Source organism: Arthrobacter jinronghuae, assembly GCF_025244825.1.
GTDB lineage: Bacteria > Actinomycetota > Actinomycetes > Actinomycetales > Micrococcaceae > Arthrobacter_B > Arthrobacter_B jinronghuae.
This window is the reverse complement of sequence record NZ_CP104263.1, coordinates 2,075,535-2,088,496: the sequence shown is the minus strand read 5'-3', so window position 1 is coordinate 2,088,496 and position 12,962 is coordinate 2,075,535. Positions and strand designations below refer to the sequence as shown.

The window sequence follows — 12,962 nt, the reverse complement described above, 5'->3', positions numbered from 1 at the left end:
GCATCGCTAGTGATGCAGGTCACAGAAGCAGGTGGAAGTGTCTCCCGCAGCAAACGCCATACGATCGGAACTGCCCGTCGCCGTCATCGGCTCCGGACCCAGCGGCCTTGCCGCCATGCGTGCCTTGTCGAAACAGGGACTGGACTTTGTGGGCTTTGAACAGCACACGGACGTCGGCGGACTCTGGAACATCGAGAATCCCGCCAGCACGGTCTATGAATCGGCGCACCTGATCTCCTCGAAATCCACCACCCAGTTCTCCGAATTCCCCATGCCCCGGGACACTCCCGACTATCCCGGGCACCGCCGGCTGCACGCCTATTTCCGTTCCTATGCGGACCATTTCGGTCTGCGGCCTGCCATCCGGTTCGGTGTAAAGGTCACTGCAGCGGTGCCGGCCGACGACGGCGCCTGGACGGTTTCGTGGGATGGCCCCGACGGTCCCGGCAGCGGCCGTTTCGGTGCCGTCATCGTTGCGTCCGGCACCCTGCACACGCCGGCAGTGCCCGCCCTGCCCGGCCGGTTTGCCGGAGAGATCCGCCATTCCGCAGAGTACAAAGATGCCCGGGAGCTCGCGGGGAAGCGGGTGCTGATTGTAGGCGCCGGCAACAGCGGCTGCGACATTGCCGTGGACGCCGTCCACCACGCCGCCGCCGTCGACATCAGCGTCCGGCGCGGTTATTACTTCATTCCCAAGTACGTCTTCGGCCGGCCCACCGACACCCTGAACCAGGGCAAGCCGCTGCCCCGGCCGCTGAAGCAGTTCTTCGACAAGCGGCTGCTGCGCATGTTCACCGGAGATCCGCACCGTTTCGGCTTCCCGAAGCCCGACTACCGCATCTACGAGTCCCACCCCGTGGTGAACTCCCTGATCCTGCACCATCTGGGACACGGGGATCTTCAGGTCAAGGGCGACATTGCCCGGCTGGACGGGCACACCGTGCACTTCCGGGACGGCAGCACGGGGGAGTATGACCTCCTCCTGCTCGCCACCGGCTACGCCCTGGACTATCCGTTCCTGGATCCGGCGCTGCTCGGCTGGGACGGCCCGTCGCCGTCGTTGTACCTGAACATCTTCAGCCGCCAGGCGGAGAACCTCTTCGTCATCGGCATGGTGGAAGCCTCCGGACTGGGCTGGGAAGGAAGGTTCCGGCAGGCCGAACTGGCAGCCGCCTACCTAGCAGCCCAAAAACACTCCCCGGAGGCGGCGGGGGAGTTCCGGCAGCTGCTGGCGGGGAAGTCTCCGGATGTCACCGGCGGCTACCGTTACCTGGGCCTGGACCGGATGAGCTACTACGTGAACAAGGACGCCTACCGGGCCGAACTCGAAGCACACCTGGACCGGCTGGCGTCCGCCGGGTCCGCAGCGCGTGAAGAGGTGAACCGCTGATGCCCATCGACGACGTCGTCCTGAGCTTCACGCCAGCCTCCCTGCTGATCCTGAACGTAGTGCTGGCGGTCATCATTCTGGGCATCGCGCTCGAGGTGCGTCCGGCGGACTTCCGGACCGTGGCGCGCAGCCCGAAGGCAGTGCTGCTGGGGATCTGCGCCCAGTACCTGGTGCTTCCCGCGGTGACGGTAGGGCTGGCGCTCCTCCTGCAGGTCCCGGCATCGATCGCCCTGGGCATGATCCTCGTTGCCTGCTGTCCGCCCGGCGGCATTTCGAACGTGCTTACGCACCGGGCGCACGGCAATGTTGCCCTGTCCGCTTCCATGACCGCTGTCTCGAACCTGGTGGCCATCGCCGTGATGCCGCTGAACGTGGCGCTGTGGGCACGGCTGAATCCGGCCACTGCCGGATTGATGCGGGACTTCTCCCTGGACCGCTGGGAAATGCTGGTCCAGGTCCTGCTTATCATCGGCGTGCCCTTTGCAGTGGGCATGCCGTTGGCCCGGCGCTTCCCCGCGGTGACCGACATCCTGCGGCCCTGGGTGCAGCGGATCGGCCTGCTGGCCCTGCTCGTTTTCATCGTTGCCGGGACGGCCAGCAACCTGGGCCCGCTCCGCGAGCATCTTGGGACCATCTTCCTGGTTGTGCTGCTGCATGATGCGGTGGCACTGGCTGTTGGCTACTGGACCGCAGCGGCGGTACGGCTGGACGAACCCAGCCGGCGGGCGTTTACCTTCGAGGTAGGTGCCCGCAATACCGGACTCGGGCTCGGACTGACCCTGACCTTCTTCGCCGGGCTGGGCGGGATGGCGATGGTTGCCGCCTGGTGGGGCATCTGGGACATCCTGGCCGGACTGCTGCTGGCCGCCTGGTGGCGACGGCGGGATGCGCGCCGCAGTGCGGCGGCCTCGTCAGTCGAGTCGAACGGATCGGCAGGGTCGGCCGGATCGAACGGATCTGCAGGATCGAACGGGAAGCGGGGGAGGGGACGATGACCCGGGTCTGCGTGACCGGCGGCAACGGTTTCCTGGGCAGCGCGGTGGTTGCCGGATTGGCAGGACATCCGGAGGTCTCGTATGTCCTTAGCCTGGACATCCGGGAACCGGCGGAGGAACGCCGGCTCGCCGGGGTCGAGTACGCCCTCGCGGATGTGTGTTCCCCGGACGTGGCCCGGCTGCTGCAGTCGCACCGGATCGACACCGTGGTCCATCTGGCCGCCATCGTGAATCCCGGCAAGCACACCACCCCCGAACAGGAATTCTCTGTGGACGTGCTGGGTTCACGGAATGTCCTGGCGGCCTGTATCTCCTCCGGAGTGAAGCATGTGGTCATTTCCTCTTCCGGCGCCGCATACGGTTACCACCCGGACAACCCCTCGTGGCTGAAGGAATCCGATCCGCTCCGCGGCAATGACGAGTTTGCCTACTCCCGGCATAAAAGGCTGGTCGAGGAGGAGCTGGCCAGGCTCCGCGAGGAACATCCCGAGCTGCAGCAGACCATCTTCCGGATCGGCACCATCCTCGGCGAACGGGTCCGCAACCAGATCACCGCCCTTTTCGACGCACGGAAACTGCTGCGGGTAGCCGGCAGCGATTCCCCGTTCGTGTTCATCTGGGATGAAGACGTGGCCGGCATTATGGTGCAGGCCGTCGTCACGGGACGCAGCGGCATTTTCAACGTCGCCGGAGACGGTGCCCTGACCGTCCGGGAAATCGCAGGGCTGCTGGGGCGCGGCACCATCACGGTTCCGGCACCGGCCCTGGCCGCCGCCCTCTGGCTGGGACACCTGCTGCGGCTGACCGTCCACGGGCCGGAGCAGGTGAGGTTCCTGCGCTACCGGCCGGTGCTGGACAACACCGCCCTCAAGCAGGAGTTCGGGTTTACCCCCACCCGCACCAGCCGGGAAGCGTTCCTCGCGTTCCGTGCAGCCCGGGACGCCGCCCGGGACATACGTCAGAAGTAGGACACGCCGTTCGTCTTGAAGGGCAGTCCCAGGCCGCCGGCCACCTCGGCCAGGACTTCGGGGCAGAAGAAGTACAACCGAAGTTCGGCAATCAGCGGTTCCCCGAGGGCACCGCTGAGACGAAGAACGTCGGCCACAACCTCGGGTGTCTCCGGCGCATCCTTGGGACGTTCCCACAGGAGGATTACGTCCTCGCCGTCATAGCTGTGCACGCTGGCCCGGTAGAGCTCTGCGGCGTCCGGCCCGAAGGTGTGGGTCATGGAGCCGGTGCGGATCTCCTCGTGCCCGGTTTCGCTGACGTTGCCGATCACCACCGTGCGCCCGCCGGTCAGGAACAGGCTGACCATCGCATCGATGTCGTAGGAGTTGAAGGCATCGGCGAGGCGGCGCAGCAGCTCGGGGTGTCCCTCCGGCTGCGGTGGTTTGGTCCCGGAGCCGGCGGCAGCGCCGTCGTCGTCGGCGGGCACGGATCCTCCCGCCCGGGCCGTTGCCAGCGTGCTCCGGCCGCGGTGAAGCGCGGACTTTACCGCCCCGGCGGTGGTGTCCAGCGTTTCTGCGATCTCGGCCAGGGAGTAGCGAAACACGTCCTTGAGGACCACGCAGACCCGTTCCCGAGGGGGCAGGACCAGCAGCAAATGCTCCAGCGCCGACTCCACTTCCAGAGACGTCAGGGGATCCGCGGCGCCGTCGTCGGGCACGTCCGCACCCGGTTCGCTGAAGTCCTGCACCGCTGTCCGGCCACTGCGGCGCAGGGTGTCCAGCCAGGTATTTGTGGCGATCCGGATCAGCCAGGCCTCCACGTTACTGGTGGGTTCATGCCGCTGGGAGGCATCGGAGAGGGCCTTCACCAGGGTTTCCTGCAACAGGTCCTCGGCGTCCCAGACAGTGCCGGTCAATCTGCGGCAGTAACGGTAAACGGCCGGGCGCACAGGCTCGAGCGCTACGAGGAAGTTCCTCCTGGCCTGCCGAAGTTCTCCGGCCTGGATGTTTACCGGTTCCGGCTTCGTTGCTGTTACTGACATTCCTGGCTCCATTCCGTTCGGCCGCCCCGGCGGCACCTGCGATAACAATGGCATTCCTGCGTTGGTCCTACCGGGTAGACGCACGGGAAGGGACAAAAGATACGCCGGGGTCCATCCCACCTGCGGCTCACCCGAACACACTGGCTCCGAGGGCCGTGCGCTGTTGTAAAGTGGAGAAATGATCGCAGTACTCCTCCTTAGCTAGCCGCGCACCGTCAGTGCGCGGCCGCCCCTTGCTTGTCGAGGGGCTTTTGTGTGTCTGGGGAGGACCCAAAAATTTAAGGGCCGGATTTACCGACGGCCCGCAGCGCGGATCGATTTTCTTTGAGGACAGAGGCGAAGCATAGTGAGCACGCAGTCACAGACTGATCAGCAGGAAGAGGCCGTCTACAGTTTCGCGGCCATCGAGCAGAAATGGCCGAAGGTCTGGGATTACCTCGGTGTTTTCACCCCTGCCGACGACGGCTCGCGCGAACGACGCTATGTACTGGACATGTTCCCGTACCCCTCCGGCGACCTGCACATGGGCCACGCCGAAGCGTTCGCGATGGGCGACGTCGTCGCCCGTTACTGGCGCCAGCTCGGCTACGACGTGCTGCACCCGATCGGCTGGGACTCCTTCGGCCTGCCCGCGGAAAACGCAGCCATCAAGAACAACGCGCACCCCAGTGACTGGACCTACCGCAACATCGAGACGCAGGCGGAGTCCTTCAAGCGCTACGCCATCAGCGTTGACTGGTCCCGCCGGATCCACACCTCGGATCCCGAGTACTACCGCTGGACCCAGTGGCTGTTCACCCGCTTCTACGAGCGAGGCCTGGCCTACCGGAAGAATTCCCCGGTCAACTGGTGCCCCAAGGACCAGACCGTGCTGGCCAACGAACAGGTAGTCAACGGTGCCTGCGAACGCTGCGGAACCCAGGTCACCAAGAAGTCGCTGAACCAGTGGTACTTCAAGATCACCGATTACGCAGACCGCCTGCTCGATGACATGGAACAGCTCAAGGGCCACTGGCCCGAGCGGGTCCTGGCCATGCAGAAAAACTGGATCGGCCGCTCCGAGGGCGCCCACGTCCGGTTCAACATCGAGGCCGCCGGCGGCAAGCCCGCCGAGCAGGTCACCGTCTTCACCACCCGTCCGGACACGCTGTCCGGCGCCACCTTCTTCGTTGTCGCCGCTGACGCCCCGCTGGCGCTGGACCTGGTGACGGACGAAAACCGCGATGCGTTGCTGGACTACCGCGAATCGGTGAAGGCACTTTCGGATATCGAGCGCCAGTCCACCGAACGCGTCAAGACCGGTGTCTTCACCGGCCGGTACGCCGTGAACCCGCTGAACGGCGAGAAGCTGCCCGTCTGGGCCGCCGACTACGTGCTGGCGGACTACGGCACCGGTGCCATCATGGCCGTCCCGGCCCACGACCAGCGTGACCTGGACTTCGCCAAGACCTTCGACCTGCCCGTCAGGGCTGTCCTGGACACCGGCGAAGAGGATCCCGCCGTCAGCGGTGTGGCCACCACCGGCGAAGGCACCCTGATCAACTCCGGCGCCCTGGACGGCCTGCCCAAGGCGGAAGCCATTCCCGCCGCCGTCCGGATGCTCGAGGAACAGGGCACCGGCGAGAAGTTCGTGAACTTCCGCCTGCGTGACTGGCTGCTGTCCCGGCAGCGTTTCTGGGGCACACCCATCCCGATCATCCACTGCGAAAACTGCGGCGAAGTTCCGGTCCCCGATGACCAGCTGCCCGTCACGCTGCCCACCGGGCTGCGCGGCGAAGCACTGGCTCCGAAGGGCACCTCTCCGCTGGCTTCGGCCGAGGAGTGGGTCAACGTGGCCTGCCCGAAGTGCGACGGTCCCGCAAAGCGCGACACCGACACCATGGACACCTTCGTGGATTCGTCCTGGTACTTCATGCGTTTCGTGTCCCCGCACTTCACGGACGGCCCGTTCGATCCCGAGGCAGCGAAGAACTGGATGCCGGTCGGGCAGTATGTGGGCGGCGTCGAACACGCGATCCTGCACCTGCTCTATGCGCGTTTCTTCACCAAGGTGGTCCACGACATGGGGCTGCTGGAAGCCAGCGAGCCGTTCGCTTCGCTGCTGAACCAGGGCCAGGTGCTCAACGGCGGCAAGGCCATGTCCAAGTCGCTGGGCAACGGTGTGGACCTGGGCCAGCAGCTGGACAAGTACGGCGTGGACGCGGTGCGCCTGACCATGATCTTCGCTTCCCCGCCGGAAGACGACGTCGACTGGGCGGATGTGTCGCCGTCGGGCTCCGCGAAGTTCCTGGCCCGTGCGTGGCGCCTGGGCCAGGACATCACCAGCGAACCCGGCGTGGACTACTCGGCCGGGGACCGGAAGCTGCGTGCGCTCACGCACCGGACCGTCGCCGATGCCACCGAACTGTTGGAGAACAACAAGTTCAACGTAGTGGTGGCCAAGCTGATGGAGCTGGTCAACGCGACCCGCAAGGCCATCGACTCCGGCGCCGGCGCCGCTGACCCGGCAGTACGCGAGGCCGCGGAAGCCGTCGCCGTCATCCTGAGCCTCTTCGCGCCGTACACGGCCGAGGATCTCTGGAACCTGCTGGGCCGCGAAGCCTCGGTAGTGAACGCCGGCTGGCCCGTGGTCGATGAAACCCTGCTGGTGCAGGACACGGTCACCGCCGTTGTCCAGGTGCAGGGCAAGGTCCGCGACCGGCTGGAAGTCGCTGCGGACATCAGCGAGGAGGACCTGCGGCAGGCCGCTTTGGCGTCCGACGCGGTGCAACGGTTCCTTGACGGACGCGGCATCCGCACGGTAATCGTTCGGGCGCCAAAGCTCGTCAACATCGTCCCGGCCTAGGCGCCGGGACCCATGGACTGGCTCGAACGGCTCGCATCGCGGGCCAGGGGACGGCAGCGGGAAACCGCGGCCGTCCCCGGGCCGTCCGTGGGGGTGGTGACCGATTCGGCGTCCGCGCTGCCGGGTGGCTGGGCGGAAGCGGCCAACGCCGCCGATTTTGTCCGGGTGGTTCCCATGCCCGTCATGATCGGGGACCAGATCTACGGCGAAGGATCCGCGGAACTGATTCCTGCCCTTGCCCTGGCCATGGCGCAGGGCCATGAAGTGCGGACTTCCCGGCCGGCGCCGGGGCAGTTCGAAGCGGCCTACCGCGAGCTTGCTGCCGCCGGGTGCACCTCCGCGGTGTCAATCCACCTTTCCGGGCAGCTTTCCGGGACCGTGGATTCGGCGCGGCTTGCCGCGCGTTCGGCTGAAATTCCGGTCGAGGTCATCGACAGTGCGACGGCGGCCATGGGCCTCGGTTTTGCCGTGGCGGCGGCGACGGAGAGGGCCCGGGCCGGTTATTCCGCGGCGGAGGTAGCGGCAGATGCCCGCTCGGTAGCGGCCGATGCCACTATCCTCTTTTACGTCCCCAGCCTTGACCAGCTGCGCCGTGGCGGGCGGATCGGTGCGGCGGCAGGCTGGCTGGGTACCCTGCTTGCCGTAAAGCCGATCCTGGTGGTCCGCGACGGCATGGTTGTTCCGCTGGAACGTGTTCGGACTGCACCCAAAGCGCTGGCACGGCTGGCCGAACTGGTGCAGCAGGACATTGCCGGACGCGACGGGAAGGTCCGCGCCGCGGTGCACCACTTCGGCAATGCCTCGGAAGCCGAACGGCTGGCCGGAATTGTCCGTGCCGCCGCGCCCGAGGTAGAGATCCTGATCTGCCCGCTGCCCGCCGTCCTGGCCGCCCATGCCGGGCTGGGGGTGCTGGCCGTCGCCGTTGCAGGAGACCGAAGTGATGCTGCCGGCCACATAGTGCAGGGCGCGGGGCCGGCTGGTGCCGGCGTGCCGGCGGACGGGGTTGCTGCGGACGGGGTTGCCACGGACGACGAAGGCGGCCGCACGGACACCGGCAACGCAGCCGGGAAACCAGCCGGGAACGCAGCCGGGAAACCGGCGGCCCCAGGTGCGGCGTCCCGGACCAGGTTCGCCGGGACCAAAGCCAAGGGCAGCAAGTCTTCCGGCGGCGCCAAAGAATAACGTGCACGGTAGAGGCGTCAAAAGCCGGTGCTATTTCCCTTGAAAAGGTAACCGCGTCACCATTGCAAAAACCCCTGTAGTCACGGCTCGCTGTGAATGGTCATCCAACACTGACTACGATCTTTACGCCCTGGACATTCTCAAGGATGGAACGGAACTGGTTTGTTCCACTTTCGGCTCCGAAGCACAGCCGGAGCCGACGCCGGAACTGCTCGGCGGTGCAGTTCGCCACCTGGGTGACGTGGGGCGAGGGCAGAACGGCAAGGCCCAGGAAACCATTGAAATCAAGCTGACGGACGAGATCGAAGCGGTTGTTCCCATCTCTTACTCGGCCCGGTCCAACCGGATGGGTTCTTTCCGTAAGCATGGAGTATCCCTGGGAATCGACAATGGCTCTGGACCCGCGTAACCATCGCCTCCGCCAACGCTTCCAAGCGGATGAGTGTATTCACGGTTGCGATCTGAGTTATTCGCAACACCGCTGATGGGGTTGTCGTAGAGTCACTGGAAACGTACTCGAAGTCCCTGAGCGAATTCCGTCCGGCCTGGCAGAATGGCCAGGTTGTTATGGATGCCAGGTTCAAGAACATCTTCAAGTAAGGCGCAGGGAATGATTAGTCCATCTGGCCTCCACACTTGATCTAGGACGTGGCTTCATCGAAGTCATTGATTAGTTGAACTTTTTCGGCAGAAGCGGAGCTTTCATCGAAGCGATAGTGCAACCACTCCTGAGTCAGGCGTCGCGCCAGCTCCAAACCCACTACGCGCTGGCCAAAGGCGAGCACCTGCGCATTGTTGCTCAGCACCCCCCGTTCGACGGAGTAACCGTCATGTGCCGTCACAGCTCGAATGGAAGGCACTTTATTTGCCGCGATGGCCATGCCTAAGCCGGTGCCGCAGATCAGAAGGGCCCGGTCCGCCTGGCCGTTGGCCACCATAGTGGCAGCTTCTATCGCAACGCTCGGATAGGCAGTGTGGCTTGAGGCATCCACGCCGATGTCGATCACGGCGTCGACCAAGGGATTCGCTTCAAGGTCGCGTTTCAGGACTTCCTTGTAGTCGTATCCGGCGTCATCGGCGCCGATGACAATAGTTAGAGGTTGTGTAGTCATTCGACTTCCACCTTTCGTTCATGAGCGGCGTTGTCTGCTAGGGCGGTCACAATAAGGGCGAATGAAATGGCTCCGGGATCTGGGTTACCCAGGCTTTTTTCGGCGTGAGGCCTTGCACGGCCCATTTTGGGTAACAGATTTGCAGTGGCCCTGGCAGCCGAAAAGGATGCAGCCGCTGCGAGGTGCAAGGCGTTTGGCAAGGTTTGCCCGCCGTCGGAAGCGTTACGCAGTTCAACCACGAATGGAACCACTGCGTCCACCATGGTTTTGTCGCCCAAGGATGCCTTGCCCAATCGGGTAAGTGCGTCGGCGAATGCGTCGGATGCCTGAAGGATTTCCGGAAAGCCGATTTCGTTGTCGTCACCTATTATTCGGCCTGCTGCACGTAGGGCTGAGCCCCAGAGTACTCCTGAGGTTCCACCAGCATGTTCTGCCCAGGCATCACCTGCGCGCGTCAATGTGCTCCCAACTCCGGCTCCGCCCTTGGATGCCCATATGGCGGCCGTCAGAGCAGCGTCCAGACCACGCACCATGCCCCGACCATGATCGCCATCTCCAGCGATAGCGTCCATTTGGGCGAGGGTCTCTTCATGTTCCCGGATGGTGTTTAGAGCCGCGGAGGCGAAAGCAACAACGTGTGCCGCGCTCTTCTGAGAGGTTGGTGTACCTTGCGCAACGTTGTCGATGTAGGAGTCGTCAATCAAGGCATCATCTTCGGTTTCGGTACGAGCGGCGAGAGCTGAACCTTTGCGGAAAGCAGGCGTATCTGCAGGTGCGCACCACAGTGGCTCGAGCTCATCGTCGAGCCAAACGAGACTCAGCGAAACGCCCGCCATATCCAAGCTGGTGACTAGTTCTCCCACTTGAGGCTCCACGAGTTGAAGGCCTGCCTGTTCCAGCCGAGGGGAGATCTCGCCCCAGAGAAGGAATAGCTCTTCATATTTCGTGGAGCCGAGGCCGTTGAGGATCACGCCCACTCGTTCACCGCTGGCGGGGGGTCGTTCGGAAAGTAGAGAGGTTACGAGTAAGTCACCAATCTCGGTAGCGGTCTGCAGCGGTACGGTTCGAAGGCCGGGCTCTCCGTGAATACCGAGGCCCACAGCCATCTGGCTGTGCTGCACGGCGAACAGCGGGCCGGATGCGCCTGGGAACGTGCAGCCGGAGAACGCAATTCCGGCTGTGCGGGTTCGGTCGTTGGCCAGACGGCCTAGCCGCTCCACCTCATCAATATCAGCGCCGGTCTCGGCGGCCGCGGCCAGCACCTTGAAAACAGCGAAATCGCCCGCGATCCCGCGGCGTTTGTGGATTTCATCCATTGAGGCGCTCAGCACATCGTCCGTGACGACTACATTTCGCGCGTCGATGCCCTCGGCAATAAGTTGCTCGCACGCGATGCCGAAATTCATGACATCTCCTGCGTAGTTACCGAAGCTGAAAATGACGCCACCGCCACGGTTAGCGTGTCGGCCCACAGAGTATGCGTATTGTGCGGACGGCGAAGTGAAGATGTTGCCCACTACGGATCCGTCTCCGAATCCGGGCCCAACCAGTCCGGCAAAAGCTGGGTAGTGGCCACTGCCGCCACCGAAAATTACTACGGTCTTGCCTCTCGGGCCTGGCTGCCGGCGAACGACGCCTCCGGGCACAGGTCGTACGTAAGATTTGTGCAGCGCCACGAATCCGGCAAGGGCCTCTTCGGCAAAGTCGGCGGGGTCGTTGTAAATGTGGGTCATTACGGTCACTCCTCGTTGAGCGGCTATTCGAAGTTGCGGTGTCGCGGTGCTAATTCGGCGTAGGAATGGATGCCTAGACGCTCAATTAGCTGCAGTATTAGCGTGTCGAAGACCAAAAGGGTTGCCTGCTCGAACAGGCTGCCCATCGGCTGTATGGAGGGGACAAGGTCTCCCTTCCCTCGATAAACCGTCGCTGGCACGATAAGTGTCACATCGGCCATACCTGGGGTGCGGGCGCCGGCTAGTGCAGAAACCACGATTGTCGTTGCTCCCACCTCTCTCACCCGATCAAAGACATAGTCGAGATGCCCGATATTTCCGGGTCCGTTGACCATGAGCAGTGCATCATCAGCGGTGACAGCGGGAGTGGTGTCATCCCATGCCCAATGCACACGAAGGCCGAGGTGAGCCAGGCGCATTGCGAACCCCTTGGCAGCAAGTCCTTCCCGGCCTACACCAATCACGAAAATGGTATTGGCGGTCATCAACGCATTAAGGGTGTTCTCCACCTCGTCGGTACTTACCCGGGCGACGGTCGCATCAAGCTCGGAGACTATTTCGGCAGCTTGGTGGTGGAAGGCGCTCATCCTGGTTGCCCGCCCGCCTCAACCGATGCGCGGGGATCCGGGTCCGCATCCTTACCGAGTGGTCGGTGCGTGACGGCTACCGATGAGCCGGTGGAGCCTGATGCGGATCCTGGCTCCTTCGGCCCAAGGGATGGGGACACAGGAAGCGGATTCCAGCGAGCAACGTAGTAGTTGACCACCATCACCAGCAACAGCAGCGAACCCCAGATGAGATTTTTTACGTAAGGGTTGAATTGCAGGATGGTGAATGCGCTCTGAAGGGATTGCAACAGAATGAGCCCCAGGGCCAAGCTGATAACCCGTCCTCGGCCGCCGTACGGGTTGTAACCTGCGAGGACAACCACGAGAATCGCCTGCAGCAGGTATGACTCGCCGAAACCGACACGGGCCGAGTTGACCCTGGATACCATAATTACAGCGGCGATCCCCACGAGCAGGCCGATCGTGACATATGTCAGGATGATCACTCGTTCATTGCGTACTCCGGAAAAGCGCAGTGCAACGCTGTTTTCACCGAAAAGGTAGATGCGGCGGCCAAAGCGGGTGCGGCTAAGCGCAAAGCCCATGACGAGAAATGCGACGGTCATGAGAACGAAAATAAGCGGGATGTTCGCGATCGTAGTCGCGCCGAGGGCGGAATAGCTGACGATGGAGATCGGTACACTCTGCCCGTCTGTAATGACCATGCCAATGCCGGTGAACAGGATCATAGTGCCCAAAGTGGCGAGGATGGGTGGAATCGATAACTTGGCCACTAACACACCGTTGAGCAAGCCGCACATCATGCCGGTGACGAGCGCCGCTAGGATGCCGGCGAGCATTAGTGCGTTCGAGTTTGACTCCGTTACCGGTACGAGTTGCCCGCTCATAACGGTGGCACCCATGATGCCGGCTAGCACCGCGGCTGACACAATAGACAGGTCGATGCCACCGGTGAGCATGGCCAGGCCCATTGCGAGCGCAAGAAAGCCGAATTCACTGACTTGAGAGGACATCGACTGCAGATTGCCGGCGGAAAGGAATCGACCGCCGAGCAAGGCAACAAGGACCGTTAGTGTACTGGCTGTCATGAGGACCAGCACGGACAGGTTTTTGTCCCGGGCGACGATACGGGCGACTAAATTCATT

General features: G+C 63.5%; 10 protein-coding genes. 5 read left to right on the top strand and 5 right to left on the bottom strand.

Features of this window, described 5'->3' with window-relative positions:
- Positions 1 to 37: 37 nt before the first annotated feature.
- From N2K98_RS09720 to N2K98_RS09710, 3 genes are read left to right on the top strand one after another with little or no spacing between them, the layout of a single operon-like run.
- Positions 38 to 1,390: a flavin-containing monooxygenase gene (locus N2K98_RS09720; protein WP_255865682.1), complete on the top strand. Its 1,353-nt coding sequence runs from the start codon at positions 38 to 40 to the stop codon at positions 1,388 to 1,390.
- A complete protein-coding gene (locus N2K98_RS09715; protein WP_255865681.1) occupies positions 1,390 to 2,385 on the top strand; it encodes a bile acid:sodium symporter family protein in 996 nt (331 codons plus the stop codon). The genes N2K98_RS09720 and N2K98_RS09715 overlap by 1 nt, the downstream gene beginning before the upstream one ends.
- On the top strand, positions 2,382 to 3,353 hold the full coding sequence (locus N2K98_RS09710) for an SDR family oxidoreductase (protein ID WP_255797603.1): 972 nt from the start codon (positions 2,382 to 2,384) through the stop codon (positions 3,351 to 3,353). Before N2K98_RS09715 ends, N2K98_RS09710 begins: the two co-directional genes overlap by 4 nt.
- Here the strand turns inward: N2K98_RS09710 and N2K98_RS09705 are convergent.
- A complete protein-coding gene (locus N2K98_RS09705; protein ID WP_255865680.1) occupies positions 3,344 to 4,375 on the bottom strand; it encodes a sigma-70 family RNA polymerase sigma factor in 1,032 nt (343 codons plus the stop codon). The two genes, N2K98_RS09710 and N2K98_RS09705, sit on opposite strands and share 10 nt — an antisense overlap.
- A gap of 343 nt (positions 4,376 to 4,718) precedes the next feature.
- Between N2K98_RS09705 and leuS the strand changes: the two genes are divergently transcribed.
- Positions 4,719 to 7,220, top strand: a complete 2,502-nt coding sequence (gene leuS / locus N2K98_RS09700) for a leucine--tRNA ligase (protein ID WP_407080027.1) — start codon at positions 4,719 to 4,721, stop codon at positions 7,218 to 7,220.
- A gap of 12 nt (positions 7,221 to 7,232) precedes the next feature.
- Positions 7,233 to 8,402 carry a DegV family protein gene (locus N2K98_RS09695; RefSeq protein WP_255865678.1) on the top strand — a complete coding sequence of 390 codons (1,170 nt, stop codon included), beginning with the start codon at positions 7,233 to 7,235 and terminating at the stop codon, positions 8,400 to 8,402.
- 641 nt (positions 8,403 to 9,043) lie between these two features.
- Here N2K98_RS09695 and N2K98_RS09690 read toward each other — a convergent pair.
- The 4 genes from N2K98_RS09690 to N2K98_RS09675 are packed head-to-tail and all read right to left on the bottom strand — an operon-like array spanning position 9,044 to position 12,961.
- The gene (locus N2K98_RS09690) at positions 9,044 to 9,514 is read right to left on the bottom strand and encodes a ribose-5-phosphate isomerase (RefSeq protein WP_255797607.1); all 471 of its coding nucleotides are present in this window, start codon (positions 9,512 to 9,514) and stop codon (positions 9,044 to 9,046) included.
- Positions 9,511 to 11,247, bottom strand: a complete 1,737-nt coding sequence (locus tag N2K98_RS09685) for a dihydroxyacetone kinase family protein (RefSeq protein WP_255865677.1) — start codon at positions 11,245 to 11,247, stop codon at positions 9,511 to 9,513. Before N2K98_RS09685 ends, N2K98_RS09690 begins: the two co-directional genes overlap by 4 nt.
- Positions 11,248 to 11,270: 23 nt before the next feature.
- Positions 11,271 to 11,834: an SIS domain-containing protein gene (locus tag N2K98_RS09680; protein ID WP_255865676.1), complete on the bottom strand. Its 564-nt coding sequence runs from the start codon at positions 11,832 to 11,834 to the stop codon at positions 11,271 to 11,273.
- Entirely contained in the window at positions 11,831 to 12,961 is a 1,131-nt protein-coding gene (locus N2K98_RS09675) for an ABC transporter permease (protein ID WP_255865675.1), read from the bottom strand. The genes N2K98_RS09680 and N2K98_RS09675 overlap by 4 nt, the downstream gene beginning before the upstream one ends.
- Between the last annotated feature and the right edge of the window lies 1 nt (position 12,962).

What these genes read in the sequence shown, in the direction of transcription:
- N2K98_RS09710 (WP_255797603.1), top strand. Translation starts at nt 2,382, where the DNA reads ATGACCCGGGTCTGCGTGACCGGCGGCAACGGTTTCCTGGGCAGCGCG.
- N2K98_RS09685 (WP_255865677.1), bottom strand. Translation starts at nt 11,247, where the DNA reads ATGACCCACATTTACAACGACCCCGCCGACTTTGCCGAAGAGGCCCTT.
- N2K98_RS09675 (WP_255865675.1), bottom strand. Translation starts at nt 12,961, where the DNA reads ATGAATTTAGTCGCCCGTATCGTCGCCCGGGACAAAAACCTGTCCGTG.
- N2K98_RS09705 (WP_255865680.1), bottom strand. Translation starts at nt 4,375, where the DNA reads ATGTCAGTAACAGCAACGAAGCCGGAACCGGTAAACATCCAGGCCGGA.
- N2K98_RS09690 (WP_255797607.1), bottom strand. Translation starts at nt 9,514, where the DNA reads ATGACTACACAACCTCTAACTATTGTCATCGGCGCCGATGACGCCGGA.
- N2K98_RS09680 (WP_255865676.1), bottom strand. Translation starts at nt 11,834, where the DNA reads ATGAGCGCCTTCCACCACCAAGCTGCCGAAATAGTCTCCGAGCTTGAT.
- N2K98_RS09715 (WP_255865681.1), top strand. Translation starts at nt 1,390, where the DNA reads ATGCCCATCGACGACGTCGTCCTGAGCTTCACGCCAGCCTCCCTGCTG.
- N2K98_RS09695 (WP_255865678.1), top strand. Translation starts at nt 7,233, where the DNA reads ATGGACTGGCTCGAACGGCTCGCATCGCGGGCCAGGGGACGGCAGCGG.